Source organism: Mesorhizobium sp. B2-4-6 (assembly GCF_006442775.1).
Lineage (GTDB): Bacteria > Pseudomonadota > Alphaproteobacteria > Rhizobiales > Rhizobiaceae > Mesorhizobium.
On sequence record NZ_VFVI01000007.1, the window covers coordinates 37,639 to 56,224 of the forward strand.

16 protein-coding genes are annotated in these 18,586 nt (G+C 64.6%); 12 read left to right on the top strand and 4 right to left on the bottom strand.

What is annotated here, in order from left to right; translation table 11 throughout:
- The first annotated feature begins 22 nt into the window (after window positions 1–22).
- On the top strand, window positions 23–400 hold the full coding sequence (locus tag FJ957_RS18420) for a DUF2185 domain-containing protein (RefSeq protein WP_140833781.1): 378 nt from the start codon (window positions 23–25) through the stop codon (window positions 398–400).
- Here the strand turns inward: FJ957_RS18420 and FJ957_RS18425 are convergent.
- From FJ957_RS18425 to FJ957_RS18435, 3 genes are read right to left on the bottom strand one after another with little or no spacing between them, the layout of a single operon-like run.
- A complete protein-coding gene (locus FJ957_RS18425; RefSeq protein ID WP_140833783.1) occupies window positions 389–3,463 on the bottom strand; it encodes an efflux RND transporter permease subunit in 3,075 nt (1,024 codons plus the stop codon). The genes FJ957_RS18420 and FJ957_RS18425 overlap by 12 nt on opposite strands.
- Complete coding sequence (locus FJ957_RS18430) at window positions 3,463–4,536, bottom strand: efflux RND transporter periplasmic adaptor subunit (protein ID WP_140833785.1); 1,074 nt, start codon at window positions 4,534–4,536, stop codon at window positions 3,463–3,465. Before FJ957_RS18430 ends, FJ957_RS18425 begins: the two co-directional genes overlap by 1 nt.
- Window positions 4,533–5,663, bottom strand: a complete 1,131-nt coding sequence (locus tag FJ957_RS18435; protein ID WP_140833787.1) for an efflux RND transporter periplasmic adaptor subunit — start codon at window positions 5,661–5,663, stop codon at window positions 4,533–4,535. The genes FJ957_RS18430 and FJ957_RS18435 overlap by 4 nt, the downstream gene beginning before the upstream one ends.
- A gap of 255 nt (window positions 5,664–5,918) precedes the next feature.
- Here FJ957_RS18435 and FJ957_RS18440 point away from each other — a divergent pair, with 255 nt between their 5' ends.
- Window positions 5,919–7,196 carry a 4-aminobutyrate--2-oxoglutarate transaminase gene (locus tag FJ957_RS18440; RefSeq protein WP_140833788.1) on the top strand — a complete coding sequence of 426 codons (1,278 nt, stop codon included), beginning with the start codon at window positions 5,919–5,921 and terminating at the stop codon, window positions 7,194–7,196.
- An 11-nt stretch (window positions 7,197–7,207) separates the two neighbouring features.
- On the opposite strand, the gene FJ957_RS18445 is transcribed toward FJ957_RS18440, so the two are convergent.
- Complete coding sequence (locus tag FJ957_RS18445; protein WP_140833790.1) at window positions 7,208–8,461, bottom strand: FAD-dependent oxidoreductase; 1,254 nt, start codon at window positions 8,459–8,461, stop codon at window positions 7,208–7,210.
- 421 nt (window positions 8,462–8,882) lie between these two features.
- Between FJ957_RS18445 and FJ957_RS18450 the strand changes: the two genes are divergently transcribed.
- The 10 genes from FJ957_RS18450 to miaB all read left to right on the top strand — a co-directional run bounded on the left by FJ957_RS18450 (window position 8,883) and on the right by miaB (window position 18,577).
- Window positions 8,883–10,172 (top strand): imelysin family protein, encoded by a 1,290-nt coding sequence (locus tag FJ957_RS18450; protein ID WP_140833792.1) that lies wholly within the window; start codon window positions 8,883–8,885, stop codon window positions 10,170–10,172.
- Window positions 10,173–10,343: 171 nt separating this feature from the next.
- Entirely contained in the window at window positions 10,344–10,655 is a 312-nt protein-coding gene (locus FJ957_RS18455; RefSeq protein WP_140833794.1) for a (2Fe-2S)-binding protein, read from the top strand.
- Window positions 10,621–11,106: a bacterioferritin gene (bfr, locus tag FJ957_RS18460; RefSeq protein ID WP_140833795.1), complete on the top strand. Its 486-nt coding sequence runs from the start codon at window positions 10,621–10,623 to the stop codon at window positions 11,104–11,106. Before FJ957_RS18455 ends, bfr begins: the two co-directional genes overlap by 35 nt.
- A gap of 12 nt (window positions 11,107–11,118) precedes the next feature.
- The gene (locus tag FJ957_RS18465) at window positions 11,119–12,723 is read left to right on the top strand and encodes a di-heme oxidoredictase family protein (protein ID WP_140833797.1); all 1,605 of its coding nucleotides are present in this window, start codon (window positions 11,119–11,121) and stop codon (window positions 12,721–12,723) included.
- Window positions 12,723–13,802, top strand: a complete 1,080-nt coding sequence (locus FJ957_RS18470) for an imelysin family protein (protein WP_140833799.1) — start codon at window positions 12,723–12,725, stop codon at window positions 13,800–13,802. The genes FJ957_RS18465 and FJ957_RS18470 overlap by 1 nt, the downstream gene beginning before the upstream one ends.
- A gap of 3 nt (window positions 13,803–13,805) precedes the next feature.
- A complete protein-coding gene (locus tag FJ957_RS18475; protein WP_140833801.1) occupies window positions 13,806–14,921 on the top strand; it encodes a DUF1513 domain-containing protein in 1,116 nt (371 codons plus the stop codon).
- 129 nt (window positions 14,922–15,050) lie between these two features.
- Entirely contained in the window at window positions 15,051–15,740 is a 690-nt protein-coding gene (gene tsaB / locus FJ957_RS18480; protein WP_140833803.1) for a tRNA (adenosine(37)-N6)-threonylcarbamoyltransferase complex dimerization subunit type 1 TsaB, read from the top strand.
- Window positions 15,740–16,234: an N-acetyltransferase gene (locus FJ957_RS18485; protein ID WP_140833804.1), complete on the top strand. Its 495-nt coding sequence runs from the start codon at window positions 15,740–15,742 to the stop codon at window positions 16,232–16,234. The genes tsaB and FJ957_RS18485 overlap by 1 nt, the downstream gene beginning before the upstream one ends.
- 25 nt (window positions 16,235–16,259) lie before the next feature.
- The gene (locus tag FJ957_RS18490; RefSeq protein WP_140833806.1) at window positions 16,260–17,060 is read left to right on the top strand and encodes a lysophospholipid acyltransferase family protein; all 801 of its coding nucleotides are present in this window, start codon (window positions 16,260–16,262) and stop codon (window positions 17,058–17,060) included.
- Between the two features lie 107 nt (window positions 17,061–17,167).
- Complete coding sequence (miaB, locus tag FJ957_RS18495; RefSeq protein WP_140833807.1) at window positions 17,168–18,577, top strand: tRNA (N6-isopentenyl adenosine(37)-C2)-methylthiotransferase MiaB; 1,410 nt, start codon at window positions 17,168–17,170, stop codon at window positions 18,575–18,577.
- The last annotated feature ends 9 nt before the right edge of the window (window positions 18,578–18,586 follow it).

An 18,586-nucleotide genomic window follows, 5' to 3' on the forward strand; every position in this document is an offset into this window, starting at 1 on the left:
CAACGATATTTGGAAAGTCCTGATGAAAGATTGGAAGTTCGAGGATCCACCCAACGTCGCGGTGTTGTCAGACAAGAGCATATTCAAACGTGGCGACTGGATCGCATACGTTTTGCGTGAGGATGACAATGATGACGACGACGATGATGAAGGTGGCAGTTGGCAGTTCTACAGCAGCGACACTCGAGATCGGGATGAAAGCGACATAATGCTCGTTGGCCTGCAAGAGGTGATCGCGCGGGACGAGAGCATCCTGGCATTGGCCGATTTGCCAAAAGGTTGGCATGCTTGGCGCAACTCAAAGTCAGCGCCGTGGCAGCGCGCCAAGTCTCACCCCACCCGCCAAAGACAACGAATGAATGTCTTAGCTCTGATGCTGCACAAATTCTCAGGTACCTGAGGCAGGCGGGCTTTCCTCGCCTTTCGGCTCCTTGATCCGGAACCACGTCACATAGAGCGCCGGCAGGAACAGCAACGTGATCGCTGTGCCGGCGATGATGCCGCCCATCATGGCGTAGGCCATCGGGCCCCAGAACACTTCGCGCGCGATCGGGATCAGCGCGAGGCTCGCCGCGGCCGCCGTCAGCGCGATCGGCCGCATGCGATGCTCCGTCGCCTCGATCACGGCCGCCCAGCGGTCCTTGCCTTCTTTGACGAGGTCCTCGATCTGCACGATCAGGATGACCGAGTTGCGGATCAGGATGCCGATCAGCGCCAGCACGCCGAGGATGGCTACGAAGCCGAGCGGCGCGCCGCTGGGCACCAGGGCGGCCACCACGCCGATCAGGCCGAGCGGCGCCACCGCCACCACCAGGAACAGGCGTTGGAAGCTTTGCAGCTGCACCATCAGGATGGTCGCCATGATGAACAGCATCAGCGGCACCACGGCGGCGATCGGTCCCTGGCTCTTGGCGCTTTCCTCGACGGAGCCCGCCGTCTCGACCGAATAGCCAGGCGGCAGCTTGGCGATGAAGGCCTCGACCGACGGTTTCAGCTCGTTGACGACGGTCGCCGGGAGCACGTCGCCGGCCAGGCCGGCGCGCACGGTGATGGTCGGCGTCCGGTTGCGCCGCCACACGGTTGGCTGTTCGAGGTCGTAGCGGAAATTGGCGACGGCGGCGAGCGGGATTGCTTCGCCATTGCCGGTCGGCAGCTGCATGTTCTGCAGCGTCTCGATCGAGCCGCGTTCGGCCTCGCGCGAGCGCGCCACGACATTGATGAGATATGTCGCATCGCGTACCTGCGTGATCGTGGAGCCGCCCACGGTGCTGTTCAGTGCGCTGGCGATGTCGGACGAGGTGATGCCGAGCTGGCGCGCCTTGTCCTGCAACACGTCGACCCTCAGCACGCGCTGCGGCTCGTTCCAGTCGAAAGTCGGCGCGGCGAGCTTCGGATTGGCCGAGATCAAGCCGGCGAATTGCTGCGCCAGCTCGCGCACCGTCTGGATATCGGGACCGCCGACGCGGTATTGCACCGGACGCCCGACCGGCGGGCCGAGCTCGAGCGGCTTGACGAAGGCATCGGTGCCGACGAACTCCGCGCGCAGCAGTTTTTCCAGCGCCGGCTTCACCCTGTTGCGCGCCTCGATGCTCTTGGTGACGATCACCGTCTGGCCGAAATAGGGGTTGGCCGGCTGCACGTCATAGGCGAGTACGAAGCGCACCGCGCCTTGGCCGACATAGGAAGAGAAATGATCGATGTCGGGATTGCCGACCAGCGCCCGCTCTTCGAAGCGTTCCATCTGGTCGCGCGTTTCCGTGATCGAGGAGTTCTGCGGCAGGTTCCAGTCGACGATCAGCTCCGGCCGGTCGGAAGGCGGAAAGAACTGCTGCTGCACGAGCCCAAAGCCGGCGATCGAGCCGGCGAACAGAAGCACCGTCACGATGATCGTCAGCCAATGGCGGCGAACGGAAAAGATGAGCACGCGCCTGAACAGCAAGGTGAAGCGTCCAGGCTGGTCGTGATGCTTCTCCTTCATCGTTGCCGGCAGGATGGTGACGCCGAGCAGCGGCGCGAACAGCACCGCCACGATCCATGACACCAGCAGCGACACGGCGATCACGACGAACAGCGTGAAGGTGTATTCGCCGGCAGCGCTCGAATTGAGGCCGATCGGGATGAAGCCGGCGACCGTCACCAGAGTGCCGGTCAGCATCGGGAAGGCGGTCGAGGTATAGACGTAAGTCGCCGCCTTGCGCAGATTGTCGCCGACCTCCAGCCGCGCCACCATCATCTCGACCGCGATCATCGCGTCGTCGACCAGGAGGCCTAGCGCGATGATCAGCGCACCGAGCGAAATGCGCTGAAGCGATATGCCGAGATACTCCATCACGGTGAAGGTGATGGCCAGAACCAGCGGGATCGACAGCGCGACGACGAAGCCGGCGCGCATGCCGAGACTGATGAAGGACACCGCAAGCACGATGGCCACTGCCTCGAACAGCGCCCGCGTGAAGCCCGAGACCGCTTCCTCGACGATGACCGGCTGGTCGGCGACCAGATGCACGCCCACGCCGACCGGCAGGTCGGCCAGCACCTTCTGCATCTCCTCGTGCAACGCCTCGCCGAATTTCAGCAGATTGGCGTTGGGCTTCATGCCGATGGCGAGCCCGATCGCGTCCTGGCCGTTGAAGCGGAACAGGGCCGTCGGCGGGTCGACATAGCCGCGCCGGATCGTCGCCACATCGCTCAGCCGGAAGAAGCGGTCGTTGACGCGCAGGTTGATGGCCCGCAGGCTCTCCTCGGAGGTGAACTGGCCGCCGACCCGCACGCTGATGCGCTCCGGCCCGGACTGGATGACGCCGGAAGGCGTGATCGCGTTCTGCGCCTGCAGGCTGGCGACGATCGCCTGCTGGTTGAGGCCGAGCGCCGCGATCTGGCGCGTCGAGAATTCGAGATAGATGGCCTCGTCCTGCGCGCCGACCAGGTCGACCTTGCCGGCGTTCGGCACAGTCAGGATCTTGGTCCGCACATCCTCGACATAGTCGCGCAATTGGCGCGGCGTCAGCCCGTCGGCGGTGAAGGCATAGATGTTGCCGTAGACGTCGCCGAAGCGGTCGTTGAAGAATGGCCCCTGCACGCCTTGCGGGAACTGCGCCTTGATGTCGTTGACCCTGTTGCGCACCTGAAGCCAGTTCGGCACGACGTCGCGCGCCTTGGTGGTGTCCTTCAGGTTGACGAAGATGACGGTCTGGCCGGCGGTGGTGACGGATCGGGTGAAGTCGAGGCTGTCGAGTTCCTCAAGCTTCTTCTCGATGCGGTCGGTCACCTGCTGCACCGTTTCCTTGACCGAGGCGCCGGGCCAGTTGGCCTGGATGATCATGGTCTTGATGGTGAAGGCGGGGTCTTCCTCGCGGCCGAGATTGAGATAGGAGAAGATGCCGGCCACCACGAAGACCAGCATGAAATACCAGACCAGCGAACGGTGGCTGAGCGCCCAGTCGGAGAGATTGAAGCCCTTCATCAGACCCCGCCCTCCGGCACTTTGACCTTCTGTCCTTCGCTCAGGCTGTGCACGCCCGCGGTGACGACGCGCATGCCGGCCTCGAGCCCCTCCGCTACCGTGAAGCTGCCACCGCTCTTGGAGGCGATCTTGATCTCGCGCGTGCTCACGCTGGAGGATTGCGGATCGACGATCCACACTTTTTCAGAGCCGTCCTTTTCGAGCAGCGCCGATATCGGCAGTTCGATCGTCGGCGCGACCTTGGTCATGCGCGTCGCCGTGATCGTCGAACCGAGCCGGAACGCCGTCGGCGGATTGACCAGCGTCAGCTTTACGCGCCGTGTGCGGGTTGTGCCTTCCGACTGCGGCGCGACCTCGCGCAGCTTGGCGTCGGTTTTGATGGTCGGCACCGACTGCAGGACGATCTCGAAGGGCATGCCGACAGTGAGGTCGCCGGTCAACTGGTCGGGGATGTCGACCACCGCCTCGCGCGGGTCCGTGCGCGCCACGGTGACGACTGTCTGCCCGGCCGAAACGGTCTGGCCGACCTCGGCGCCTGTGGCAGTGACGACGCCGTCGAAATCCGAGAACAGCCGGGCATAGCCGAGCTGCTCCTGCGACTTGGCCAAAGCGGCGTTGGCGCGCTCCACGCCGGCTTCCGCCGCCTGCCGCGCTTGTTTCGCGGCATCGAATGTGGCTTGCGACGTGTTCGCCGAGGCGAGCAACTGGCGCTGTCGATCCTCGCTGGCGGCGGTATTGGTGAACTGCGCCTGCGCATTCGACAGGTCGGCTTTCGATGCCTGGACGGCAAGCTCCAGCGCCGTCGGATCGAGCGCCGCGATGGTCGTGCCCTTGGTGACGAGGTCGCCGACCTTGACGTCGCGCGAGACGACGCGGCCGAGCAGGCGGAAAGCAAGGTCGGCGCTGTATTGCGGCTCGACCGAACCGGCGAAGCCGAAGGTTTCGACCGTCTTCGGTTCGACCACCATCGATAGGACCGGCCGGATGATCTCCGGCGGCTTCTCTTGCGAGCGTGAGCAGGCGGCAAGCGCCGCAAGGATCAACAGGGAAGCGAGGCGCGGCAACCGGTTCATTGGCTCGCCCCCGCCACCTCGATCGTCTGTCCGGGGCTGAGCAACTGCCCGCCGGCGGTGACGACGCTCTGGCCTTCCTGCAAACCCTTGTCGACGACGACAATGCCGGAATCGAAGGCGAGCACCTCGACCGGCGCCGGCGTCACAGCCTTGCTCGACGGATCAACGATCCAGACGGCGGGCTTGCCGGCGGTCGAGGTCAGCGCCTGCCAGGGCAACAGGATGGCTTTGACCGACCTGGCGCTGACCGTGCCGATCACCGCCGCGCCCAGCGGCATGCCGGCAGGCGTGCCGGGAATGCCGACCTTGACCCGGATCGATCCTGACCGGGTATCGACCGCCGGCGAGATTTCGCGCACCTTGCCGACCGCCCGGACCTGCGGGTCCGACAGCAGCGTGATCGTTACCGCGGGCGACGGCGGCGTCTGGGCAACCAGCGTTTCATGCACGTTGAAGACCGCGTCGCGGTCCCCATCCTCGGCGATGGTGAACACCGTCTGCGCCGCCTGCACCACCTGCCCGGCCTCGACCTGGCGTGCAGTGATGACGCCGGCGGCGCCCGCCTTGAGCTCGGTGTAGGACAGATTCTCCTTGGCGTTGGCCAAAGCGCTTTGCGCGGCATCGACGCTGCCCTGCGCCACTTTCAGCGTCTGGTTGGCGGTGTCGAATTCCCGTCTCGTCGTAAACCCTTGCGAAAGCAGCGTCTTTTGCCGTTGATAAGTGGCCGCTGCCTGCGTGAGTTGCGCTTGTGCCGCGTCGAGATCGGCCTGTGCTGAACGCAGATCCGATTCCTGTTCCTGCGGATCGATGCGGGCGAGCACCGTGCCCTGGTCGACATGCTGGCCGACATCGACAAGCCGCTCGGCGATGCGGCCGCCGACGCGGAAGGAAAGATTGTTGAGCGTACGGGCCGCGATCACGCCGGTCAGCGAGGTTCGTGGTGCATAATCGGCGAGCGCGACCGTCTGGGTGGTCACCACCACCGGCAATTTCTTTTCGGCCGCCTGCTGCTTCTGGCAACCGGCGGCTGAGAACGCGGCGGCGAAGCAGGCCAGCAGCAACAACACGTTTGGACGAGGCAAAGGGCGGAGCGGCGATGACGGCAAGGCGGTCGCGTTCCTGCTCATGGTTCCCCTCAGCCCGCGGGAGCCGCTCCTGACGGCGGCACGTCGCCGATGAAACGAGATTAATCGATCGGCGGGAAAAGGAAACTATTTCCGCGGCGCGCATCGTCACTCTGGTTAAGATCGCCCGCCGGCAGGCCCAATCGACTGTGCCATGGTGCCGACTTGAGCAAAACGTGAAATAAGGTCAGAAGAGGCCTGCAGCGGCACCAACAAGAACGGGCCAGTCGATGAAGGATGGCCCGATTGAGGGATGAGATGAAGAATTCAGCCATTTCCGAACGCAAGAACCAGTCGATCTCGCGCGGCGTCGGCATGACGACGCAGATCTATGCCGATCGCGCCGAGAATTCGGAAATCTGGGATGTCGAGGGCCGCCGCTACATCGACTTCTCTTCCGGCATAGCCGTGGTCAACACCGGCCACCGCCATCCGAAGGTGATCGAGGCCGTGAAGGCCCAGCTCGACCGCTTCACCCACACCTGCCACCAGGTCGTGCCTTACGAGAGCTATGTGCATCTCGCCGAGCGGCTGAACGGCATGCTGCCCGGCAAGTTCGACAAGAAGACGGTCTTCGTCACCACCGGCGCCGAGGCGGTCGAGAACGCCATCAAGATCGCCCGCAACGCCACCGGCCGCCAGGCGGTCATCGCCTTTTCCGGCGGCTTCCACGGCCGCACCTTCATGGGCATGGCGCTGACCGGCAAGGTCGTGCCCTACAAGGTCGGCTTCGGCGCCATGCCGGCCGATGTCTTCCATGCGCCGTTCCCGGTCGCGCTGCACGGCGTTTCGGTCGCCGATTCGCTCGCCGCGCTCGATAAGCTGTTCAAGGCCGATGTCGATCCAGGCCGCGTCGCGGCCATCATCGTCGAGCCGGTGCAGGGCGAGGGCGGCTTCTACGAAGCGCCGCGCGACTTCATGACGGCGCTGCGCAAGATCTGCGACCAGCATGGCATCCTGCTTGTAGCCGACGAGGTGCAGACCGGCTTTGCCCGCACCGGCAAGATGTTTGCCATGGATCATCATGACGTGGCGCCCGATCTCACCACCATGGCCAAGAGCCTCGCCGGCGGCTTTCCGCTCTCGGCCGTCACCGGCCGCGCCGAGATCATGGACGCGCCCGGCCCCGGCGGGCTCGGCGGCACCTATGGCGGCAGCCCGATCGGCGTCGCCGCCGCGCACGCCGTGCTCGACGTGATCGACGAGGAGAAGCTTTGCGACCGCGCCAATGCCCTCGGCGCCAGGCTGAAGCAGCGGCTGGACTCGATCCGCGAAGACGTGCCCGAGATCGTCGACATCCGCGGCCCGGGGTTCATGAACGCCGTCGAATTCAACGACGTGAAGAAGGGCCTGCCCTCGGCGGAGTTCGCCAATGCGGTCAGGCTGAAGGCGCTGGACAAGGGCCTCATCCTGCTCACCTGCGGCGTCTACGCCAACGTCATCCGCTTCCTGTCGCCGATCACCATCCAGGACGGCGTCATGACCGAGGCCCTGGAAATCCTGGAGACCTCGATCCGCGACGCGCGGGCCGCCTGATCGGGCGCGTCCTAGCCCGTCGCCCTGGTCGGTTCGTCCTGACTGAAGTCCGCAAGCGCCGCCTTCAGCGCATCCGGGCCGCCCGCGACCGTTTGCGGCGTCGGCGAGAAGCCGACGCCGAGCATCTTGCGGCCGAGCATGTGGTCGGCAGGGCGGTTGACGGATTCGATGCCGAGCAGCCGGCTGCCGGCATAATGATAGATCGAGAACTTGTTGTCGGCGAGATCGCCAAGGACGACATGGTGATCGCCGCCTTGCGTCAGGCCGACCATCTGCAATTTCATGTCGCCGATATCCGACCAGAACCACGGCACGGCCGAGAACGGCTCGGCATGGCCGAGGATGGTACGGGCGGCAAGCCTGGCCTGGTCGGTGGCGTTCTGCACCGATTCCAGCCGAACGTCGCCGCCGGTGAACCAATGGCGATAGGAGGCCGCGTCGCCGATGGCGAGGATTTCGGGAACAGAGCTTTGCATATGCTGGTCGACGCGGATGCCGTTGCCGATGGCCAGGCCGGCGGCTTCCGCCAGTTCGACATTGGGCACCACGCCGATGCCGATGATGACCATCTGCGCCGGCAGGCGCTCGCCGCCGGACGTGATCGCGGCCGAGACGCGGCCGTTTTCGCCCTCCAGGCGGGCGATGGTGGTGCCGGTCAGGATGCGCACGTCGATCGCTTCTAGGCGCTGGCGAACATGCGCGGCGATGACAGGCGCCACGGCGCGGCCAAGCAGCCGGTCGACGGCCTCGACGACGGTGACGTTGCGGCCGGCGGCTCTCAGCGTCGCCGCTATCTCCAGGCCGATGAAGCCGCCGCCGAGAATGACCACGTCCTCGGTTTGCGCGCTGAGCTCGCGGATCGCCCGCGCGTCCGCCAGCGAGCGCAGCGAGACCACGCCGGCAAGGCCGGTGCCGTCGAGCTTGAGCAGGCGCGGCCGCGAGCCGGTTGCAAGCACCAGCCGGTCGAAGCCGAGCGTTCCATTGCCCGCGACATTCAACTGGCCCGCGCGGGCGTCGATGCTCGCGATGCGCACGCCCGGCCGGTAATCGATGTTGTGGCCAGTGTAGAACGCTTCGCCGCGCAGGGGCTGCGGCTTGGCCTCCGTGTCCTTGATGAAGGTCTTGGACAGCGGCGGCTTGTGATAGGGCAGTTCCTTCTCGTCGCCGATCAGGACGACAGGCCCTTCATAGCCCTCATCGCGCAGGCTGGCTGCGGCCTGCACGCCGGCATGGCCGGCACCGACAATCACAACCCCGTTCGTCATCGCAATCCTTTTGTCTTGGAAATCTAGGCTCTTGCGCCAAGTGGCGATTGTCTGCCGCCGCCGCAAGGGCAGGCGTCCGGGTCGCACCCAGAACGGCCGCCTGTCAATCCTGTCTCCCGGTCGGGCGATCGTCTTAAAGTTGATAATCCTAGTTTAGAATAATTCTAAACTATTGTTTCAATTGATTTTTTTCTGCCACACCAGTTGACTCCCCGCCTCTCCATCGCTTTATGGAGAGCTGCGCGCGAAGCGCATCCCTTTGATGTCTGGGCCTTGAACCCTTTCGATTGGAGGCAAGTGGGTGTCTTTTTTTCGCGAACCGCGCATCGACGCGGCGACCATTTTTCCCGGCATGCTCATGCCTCGGCGCGGGTGGACACATGCGCCTATTGTTGAATTTCCAAGCAACTGGAGAAGGATAATGACGGCACGTAACGGCGGCAGGCTGGCTGCGATCTGCGCCACGGCTGCACTGACGGCGGCGGTGTTCGTGTTGCCGGCGAAAGCCGAGACAGACGCGAAGGCGGTGATCAAGACCTATGCCGACATCGCTTTAGCCAAATACGAGGATTCGCTGACCACCGCGCAGGCGCTGGACAAGGCGGTGGACGCACTCATCGCCAGCCCCTCGGCCGACACGTTGAACGCCGCGCGCGAAGCCTGGAAGGCGGCGCGCATTCCCTACCAGCAGACCGAAGTTTACCGCTTCGGCAACAAGATCGTCGACGACTGGGAAGGCAAGGTGAATTCGTGGCCGCTGGATGAGGGCCTGATCGATTACGTCGCCAAGAGCTATGGCAGCGAGTCGGACGAAAACGCGCTCTATACGGCCAACGTCATCGCCAACAAGGAAATCGAGATCAACGGCAAGAAGGTCGACGCCTCGAAGCTGACGCCCGAGTTCCTTTCGGGCACGCTGCAGGAGGCCGGCGGCGTCGAAGCCAATGTCGCGACCGGTTATCACGCCATCGAATTCATGCTCTGGGGCCAGGACCTGCACGGCACAGGCCCGGGCGCGGGCGAGCGGCCCTTTACCGACTACGATCTCAAGAATTGCAGCAATGGCAATTGCGACCGTCGCGCCGAATATCTGAAGTCGGCGAGCGATCTTCTGGTGTCCGACCTGCAGGAAATGGTCGGCAACTGGAAGGAGGACGGCGCCGCGCGCAAGAACCTGACCGACGGCGAGGCGAATGCCAGCATCTCCACCATCTTCACCGGCATGGGCTCGCTCTCCTATGGCGAGCTGGCCGGCGAGCGCATGAAGCTCGGCCTTTTGCTGCACGATCCGGAAGAAGAGCACGACTGCTTCTCCGACAACACCTACATCTCGCATCTCTATGACGCGGTCGGCATCCGCGACGCCTACCGTGCCAGCTACAAGCGGCTCGACGGCTCCGTGGTTTCGGGTCCGTCGGTGTCCGACATGGTGAAGGCCGCCGATCCGGCGATCGACAAGGAGTTGTCGGGCAAGCTGGACACCACCGTCGCCAAGATGGAGGCCATCCAGGCGCGCGCGCTGGCCGGCGAGGCCTATGACCAGCAGATTGCCGAAGGCAACACCGAAGGCAACGCTACCGTCCAGGCGGCAATCGACGCCTTGATCGACCAGACCAAGTCGATCGAGCGCGCCGTCGGCTCGCTCAAGCTGAACCAGATCGCCTTCGAGGGCTCCGACAGCCTGGACGCTCCCGACAAGGTGTTCAAGTAAGGTCCAAGGCATGATCCCAAAAAGTGGATACCGGTTTTTGGACGAGATCATGCCCGACTAGGAAACAGGCATGATCCCAAAAAGTGGATACCGGTTTTTGGACGAGGTCATGCCCGACTGACAAGTAAGCCAAGCGGCGCCGTGGCCGGCGCCACCAGCCAGAGCAAGTGAATGTTGATCTGCCATTGCAACATCATCACCGAGAAGGAGATCGAGCAGATGATCGTCGATCTGCTGGATGAGGATCCCTGGCAGTTGATCGTGCCGGCGAAGGTCTACCATGCGATGCGCAAGCGCGGGCGCTGTTGCGGCTGTTTCCCAAATGTGGTGGAAACGATCATTCGGGTCACCGAGAACTACCACGCCCGCTCAGAGGTGGGCGGCGTGGACATCGTTTCACACCTGGATCGCGTGCGAAGCTTGCGCGTCCAATACGGGAGCAGAACCCATGAAGGGCGAACCGCAGGTCATCGAGCGGCTTAATGAAGCTCTGTTTCTGGAGCTTGGAGCCGTCAACCAGTACTGGGTGCATTATCGTCTGCTCGAGGATTGGGGCTACACCAAGCTGGCAAAGAAGGAGCGGGCGGAATCGATAGAGGAAATGCATCACGCCGACAGGCTGATCGCGCGCATCATCTTCCTCGAAGGCCATCCCAATCTGCAGTCCGTCGCGCCGTTGCGCATCGGCCAGAACGTCAAGGAAGTGCTCGAATCCGATCTGGCCGGCGAATATGACGCGCGCACCGCTTACAAACGCTCGCGCGAGATCTGCCACGAGGAAGGCGATTTCGTCTCGATGAAGCTGTTCGAGGACCTTTTGACCGACGAGGAAGGACATATCGACTTCCTGGAAACGCAGCTCGACCTGCTTGCCTCGATCGGCGAGGAAAAGTACGGCCAGCTCAACGCCGACCCGGCCAACGAGGCGGAGTAAGGACATGCGGGAATGCGGCGCCCCGTAGATCATTTTTCGCGCCGCGCGCTGCGGGCCGCAATCGACGGCCTGCCGCTTCGGAAGACCCCACGATACCGGATCGGCAGCGGGGCGTCGCTTTTGCTGGCGGTCATGCTTTCCGCGCCCGCCATGGCCGGTGAGCCAGCCGCTCTCCCGACGAGCCCCACCGACCTGACGCCGAAGGATCAGGCGCGAGTTCTGGCAGTCACCAGGCCAACGATCGACTTTACCAGGCCCGAGCCGTTCGAGCTGATGCAGGGCGGCGCCGGCACGTCGCGCAAGGACGTCAACCGCGATGCCTTCTCGCAATCCTCCGCCAACATCACCTTTGAGGAAGAGGGCAGCTTCAAGCTCGGCAACGCGCTGTTCCGAAAGAACTGGGTGTCGTCGCCGTCCTCGACCCAGGCTTCGGACGGGCTCGGCCCGCTGTTCAACGAGCGCGCCTGCCAGAATTGCCATTTGAAGGACGGCCGCGGGCGTCCTCCGGAAGGCGATGCCGGATCGACGTCGATGTTCCTCCGGCTGGCCCGCGACGCCGCCAGCGCCGAGGAAAAGGCCGCGCTTGCCGACCACAAGGTGCTGAACTTTCCCGACTCCGTCTATGGCACGCAACTGCAGGATCTTGCGGTGCCCGGGCTCAGGGGTGAGGGCCGCATGCGCGTTGAATACTCCGAGGAAAAGGTCGCGCTCGGCGACGGTGCCGTGGTTTCGCTACGCAAGCCGCGCTATTTCGTCGAAAATCCCGGTTACGGCCCGCTCGATCCGCGCACCACGCTCTCGCCTCGGCTGACGCCGCCGATGATCGGGCTCGGCTTGATCGAGCAGATTGCGCCAGCCGATATCCTTGCCCATGCCGATGCGGATGACCGCGACGGCGACGGCATTTCGGGCAGGCCGAACATCGTGCGCGACGAGCTGAGCGGCGCGGTGACCTTGGGCCGCTTCGGCTGGAAGGCGCAGACCGCCTCGATCCGCCAGCAGGCGGCCGATGCCTTTGCCGGCGATATCGGCATCTCCACGCCGGAAATGCCGAAGCATTGGGGCGATTGCACCAAGGCGCAAACGGATTGCCTTGCCATGCCGGACGGCGTGCAGCAACGCCTCGGCACGGCCGAGGCGCCGCCGCCGGTAATGGACCTCGTCACCTTCTATTCGCAGAATCTGGCCGTGCCGGCGCGGCGCGACATCGCCACACCGCAAGTGCTCGCCGGCAAGAAGCAGTTCTACGAGATGGGCTGCATTTCCTGCCACACGCCGAAATTCGTCACCTTGCGCGGCACGCCCAACAAGGCGCAGGCCTTCCAACTGATCTGGCCCTATTCCGACTTCCTGCTGCACGACATGGGCGAGGGCCTTGCCGACGGGCAACGGGTCGGCGAAGCGAGCGGCAGCGAGTGGCGCACCCCGCCGCTCTGGGGTATTGGGCTCACCGCGACAGTCAACGGCAATGCTTTTTATCTGCACGACGGCCGCGCCCGCACGCTTGCCGAGGCGATCCTGTGGCATGGCGGCGAAGGCCAGAAGGCGCGCGATCGTTTTGCCGGGGCCGCCGCGGCCGATCGTGACGCGCTGATTAAATTCCTGGAGTCGCTTTGATGTCGAAACGCGTGGCCGCCGCCCTTGCCCTTCCGTTTTTTCTGGCCATCTCCCCGCCGGCATCGGCCGCGATCGAGGCCTCCGATGTCATCGGCCGCGCGATCGATGGTTTCGTCCGCCCGGCCTATGTCAGCCTCGACGAGCATGCGGCGGGCCTGACCAAGGCGATGCACCAGCTTTGCGAAGCGCCGTCCGAAAAGAATCTCGAAGCGGCGCGCGCGGCGTTTTCAGGCACGGTGGAGGCCTGGTCGGTGGCCGAGATTATCGGCTTCGGGCCGATCAAGGAGAACAACCGGCTGGAGCGCATGCTCTATTGGCCGGACCGCAAGAGCATCGGCCTGAGGCAAGTGCAGGCCACGCTGGCGTCCAAGGACGCGTCAGCCACCGATCCGACGCAACTGGCGCAAAAGAGCGTCGCCATGCAGGGCCTCGGCGCGCTCGAATATGTGCTTTACGGCGACGGCGCCGAAACGCTTGCCGGGAAAGACGATCCTTACCGCTGCGCCTATGGTGAGACGGTTGCCGGCAATATCGAAGCGATCGCCGGCGAGGTGCGCGATGCCTGGCAAAAGCCCGACGGCTTTGCGTCGCTCTGGGCCAATCCGGGGCCGAAAAACCCGCTCTACCGAGACGGCAACGAAGCGGTGACGGAACTGGTCGGTGTCTTCATCAACGAGCTGGATATGATCCGCGACGTACGGCTCAAGGGTTTTCTCGGCACCAGGCCGGATGCCGCCAAGCCGAAGCAGGCGATCTACTGGCGCTCGCAGTACACGACGGCTTCGCTGGCCGCAAACCTGTCCGGCATCGACCAACTGTTCCAGGCTTCCAAGCTCGGCGATGCGCTGCCCGCCGATGCGCAATGGATGGCCGAATCCATCCACATCCAGCTCAGCAACGGCGTGTCAACGGCGAAGTCGACCGCCGGTCCGATCGACAAGGCGCTCGCCGATCCGGCGCTGCGCGGCAAGCTCGAGCATTTCGCGCTGATCACGTCGAGCTTGTCGACCTTGATCGGCACCAGGATGACCGCCGAATTCGGCCTGACCGCGGGCTTCTCGTCGCTGGACGGAGACTGATCGATGGCGAGGACACGTACAAAGCTCATCGATCGCCGCGATTTCCTGCGGGCCGCGGGCGCGGGCTTTGCCGCCGCCATGGCGCCGCGCGCTTGGGCCGAAATGCTGGCCGCGGACGCCGTCTTTGCCACAGCCTTCGTCAAACGTGACGGCAGCTTCGGCGCCGCCGTGCTCTCCGAGGCGGGAAAAATCCTGCACACGGTCGATCTGCCGGATCGCGGCCATGACGTCGCCTTCGATCCGGTGTCGAAGCGTTCGGTGGTCTTCGCCCGTCAGCCCGGCACCTTCGCGCTTGTCTTCGACCAAGCCGGCCGCGACAAGCCATTGACCATCGCCAGCATCGCCGGCCGGCATTTCTTCGGCCATGGCGTGTTCTCGCCCGACGGCGCCTTGCTCTATGCGACCGAGAACGACTTCGACAACGCGGCAGGTGTCGTCGGTGTCTACGATGCGCGGGAGAAATTCAATCGCATCGGCGAGTTCCCGACCTATGGCATGGGGCCGCATGAATTGCTCCTGCTCGGCGATGGCCGCACTTTAGCCATCGCCAATGGCGGCATCGAAACCCATCCCGACTATGGCCGGGCCGAGCTCAACATCGCGACGATGCAGCCGTCCTACACGCTGGTCGACCGCTTCACCGGAGACCTCATCGAAAAGCATGAATTGCCCCCGGCGCTGCATCAGCTGTCGATCCGCCACATGGATCGCGACCGGGCGGGCACGGTCTGGTTCGGCTGCCAATATCGCGGGCCGGCGACCGACCGCCCGGCGCTGGTCGGGCGCGCCGCGCGCGGTAAGGATATCGAGCTCTTGGAGATGCCGCAGGACGTGCTCTCCGGCTTCCGCAACTATATCGGCTCGGTCGCCGCCAACGCCGCCGCAGGCACGGTCGCCGTCACTTCGCCGGAAGGCAATTCGCTGGCCGTTCTCGACGCCGCCAGCGGGCGCGTGGTCGCCACTAGGTCGCTGGTCGAGGTCTGCGGCCTCGCCCCCGACGGCACCGGCTTCATGGCGACGACCGGCGCCGGCGAGATCGTCGGCGGCGCCGGCGCCACCCGTTCCGAGCCTGACTATGTCTGGGACAACCACATGCTGCGCATCGCAGTCTCGGCTTGATAATCGAGGCCCCAGGGAGCAAAGCCGCTTAACATTTCTCCGTCCTGGCCCTTGCGGCCGCGGCCCATGCCGGGCAGAGGGAATTGTGTTTCGATCCAGTTCTTTAACCGGCGATATGAAGCTGCCCGTATGAAGGTGCTCGCCATCGACTGTGCCGCCAATCTCTGCGCCGCCTGCGCCTATGACGCGGGCGCGGGGAAGGAGCTTGGCCGTGAGGTGCGCGACCTCGGCAAAGGCCATGCCGAGCATCTGATGGCCGTCATCGAGACGGCCCTGCAAGCCGGCGGGATCGGTTACCCGGACCTCGACGCCGTTGCCGTCTCGATCGGACCCGGCTCCTTCACCGGCCTGCGCGTCGGCGTCTCGGCAGCGCGCGGCCTGGCGCTGGCGCTGAAAATCCCGGCGATCGGCGTGACGACGCTGCAAGCCCTGGCGGCGGAGGGTGCGAATGCCTTTCCCGGGCGCGCGGTGCTTGCCGCGCTCGATGCCGGCCGCGAGGAGATCCACGCCGCGCTCTATGACAAAATGTTAGTCGAGACTTACGGACCTTCCGTCGCTGCGCTTTCCGAGGCAGTGACCATGGCCATCGGCGCCGACGCGGTCCTGGTCGGGACCGCCGCGCCGCAGATTGCCGAGGCGGCGGGGCGTGCCTTCGAAACCGGTCCGGTGGCCGCCACAGCCGACATCGCGACCTATGCCAGGCTGGCCTCGGCCAGGGAGACGGGCGAAAAGCCGAAACCGCTTTATCTGCGCGGCGCTGACGCCAAGCCGCAGGCGGGTTTCATTCTGCCAAGGCAGGACAAGGGAAACGATTCCTGATGCGCATACCATTCTTTCAGCCGCGCCGCAGGGACTATGCGCTGGAACCGCTGACAGTCGCCGACAGCGCCGCTGTTTCGGTGCTGCATCGCGAGGATTTCGTGCGGCCCTGGACCGATGGCGAATTCGCAGCACTGCTCGAGCAGGACACGGTCTTCGGCTATGCCGCGCGTGAGACCGGCCAAGGCTCCAAGCCGCCGGTCGGCTTCGTGCTCGCGAGGCTGGCGGCCGGCGAGGGCGAGATCCTGACCGTGGCCGTCGCCCGCACGCATCGCCGCCAGGGCCTTGGCTGGCAATTGATGGACGCGGTGCTGCGCGAATTGCATGCGCAGCGCGCCGACGCACTCTTCCTCGAGGTCGACGAGACCAATGCGCCGGCGATCGGGCTTTACCGCAGGCTGGGCTTCCGCCAGGTTGGCCACCGTCCGAACTATTATCGTTCGACCGAGCACGGTCCGACCGGCGCGCTTGTCATGCGCCGCGATCTTCGCTAGCCACGGGCCGGTTGGGGCGGAGCGAATGATCAAGAAATTGCGGATTTCCCTGGCGCTCTTCTATGTCGTCGTCTGCTCACTGGTGCTGGTACCGCTGCAGATGCTGTCGATGAAGACGGGGCTGTGGCCCGAAACGTTCATCCTGAGGATCTGGCACGGTATGATCCTTCGGGCGCTCGGCATGCGGGTGCATGTGAAGGGCGCGCTGGCCAGGGAACGTCCGCTGCTGGTGGCGGCCAACCACATTTCCTGGACCGACATCATGGTGCTCGGCTCCTTTGTCGATGTGAAATTCATCGCCAGGGCCGACATGGAGGGCTGGCCGCTGATCGGCATGCTGTCCAAGCTGCAGCGCACCGTCTACATCGAGCGCGAGCGCAAGCGCACTTCCGGCGACCAGGCAAGCCAGATTGCCAGGCGCATGGCCAAGGGCGATGCCATGGTGCTGTTCGCCGAAGGCTCGACCGGCGACGGCAACCTCGTGATGCCGTTCAAGAGCACGCTGTTCGGCGCGGCCTCCATGGCGATTTCGGAAGGGGCGGCCGAACAGGTCTTCATCCAGCCCGTGGCGATCGCCTACACGCGCCTGCACGGCATGCCTATGGGGCGCCGCCATCGGCCGATGACCGCCTGGATCGGCGACCAGGATCTGATGCCGCACCTGAAAACCTTGCTTGCCGAAGGGGCGATCGATGCCGAGGTGCATTTCGGCGAGCCGGTGCCGTTCTCCAAGGGTTCGAACCGCAAGGAGACGGCAAGGTTGATGGAAGCCAAGGTGCGCGAGATGATGCAGGCCATCCTCGCCAACCCGGCAAAGAGCCGCTGATCGGTATGTCCCCCAAAGGCCTGTAGCGATTTTGGAACAAGGCGGCGCGACGCGCCGCGGGCAGAATCGTCTGTTTTTTGTCACGGAAAGGCGCTAGAAGCCGCCCGATGGAATTGAACACGATTGAAAGCCACGGCATCGGCACTGCGGCCGAGCACTTGGCCGGCACTGACCGCACGGCGAAAAAGGTCTTCGTCAAGACCTATGGCTGCCAGATGAATGTCTACGATTCCCAGCGCATGACCGATGCGCTGGCCGCCGACGGTTATGTCGCCACCGACGCCGTCGAAGAGGCCGATTTGGTGCTGCTCAACACCTGCCATATCCGCGAAAAGGCGGCGGAAAAGGTCTATTCCGAGCTTGGCCGCATCCGCGACATGAAAGCCGAACGCGCCGCGGCCGGCCGCGTGCTCCTGATCGGCGTCGCCGGCTGCGTGGCGCAGGCCGAAGGCGCCGAGATCATCCGCCGTGCGCCGGCGGTCGATCTGGTCATCGGCCCGCAGACCTATCACCGGCTGCCCGACGTGCTGGCGCGCGTCCGTGGCGGCGAAAAGATCGTCGAGACCGAATACGCCGTCGAGGACAAGTTCGAGCATCTGCCGCAGCCCAAGCGCGCCGAATTGGCAAAGCGCGGCGTCACCGCCTTCCTGACAGTGCAGGAGGGGTGCGACAAGTTCTGCACCTTCTGCGTCGTGCCTTATACGCGCGGCTCCGAGGTTTCGCGGCCGGTGGCGCAGATCGTCGCCGAGGCCGAGCGCCTGGCCGAGGCCGGCGTGCGCGAGGTGACCTTGCTCGGCCAGAACGTCAACGCCTGGCACGGCGTCGGCGGAAATGGCGAGGAATGGGGCCTCGGCCGCCTGCTGTTCCGTCTGGCGGAAATTCCTGGACTGGCGCGGCTGCGCTACACCACCAGCCATCCGCGCGACATGGACGACGAGTTGATCGCCGCGCACCGCGATCTGCCGGCGCTGATGCCCTATCTGCATCTGCCCGTGCAGTCCGGCTCGGATCGCATTCTCAAGGCGATGAACCGCCGGCATACGGCGCGCGACTATCTGGCGCTTATCGAGCGCATCCGCGCCGCCCGAACCGACATCGCTTTGTCCGGCGACTTCATCGTCGGCTTCCCCGGCGAGACGGAGGAAGATTTCGAGGCGACGCTGCAACTGGTGCGCGAGGTGAACTATGCCTCAGCCTTTTCGTTCAAATATTCGCCGCGTCCCGGCACGCCTGGCGCTGAGATGAGCGACCATGTGGCCGAAGCGGTCAAGGACGAGCGGCTACAGCGGCTGCAGGCCCTACTTTTGAAGCAGCAGCAGGATTTCGGCTTGAGCCTGGTCGGCAAGACCATCGGCACGCTGATCGAGAAGCCTGGCCGGCAGGCCGGCCAGATAGTAGGCCGTTCTCCGTGGCTGCAGCCGGTTATTGTTGACGACAAGGCCGGCGGAATCGGTGACATTATCGACGTACGAATCACAAGGACGGGCTACAACAGCCTGTTCGCCGAATTGGTCTGACGACCTCGG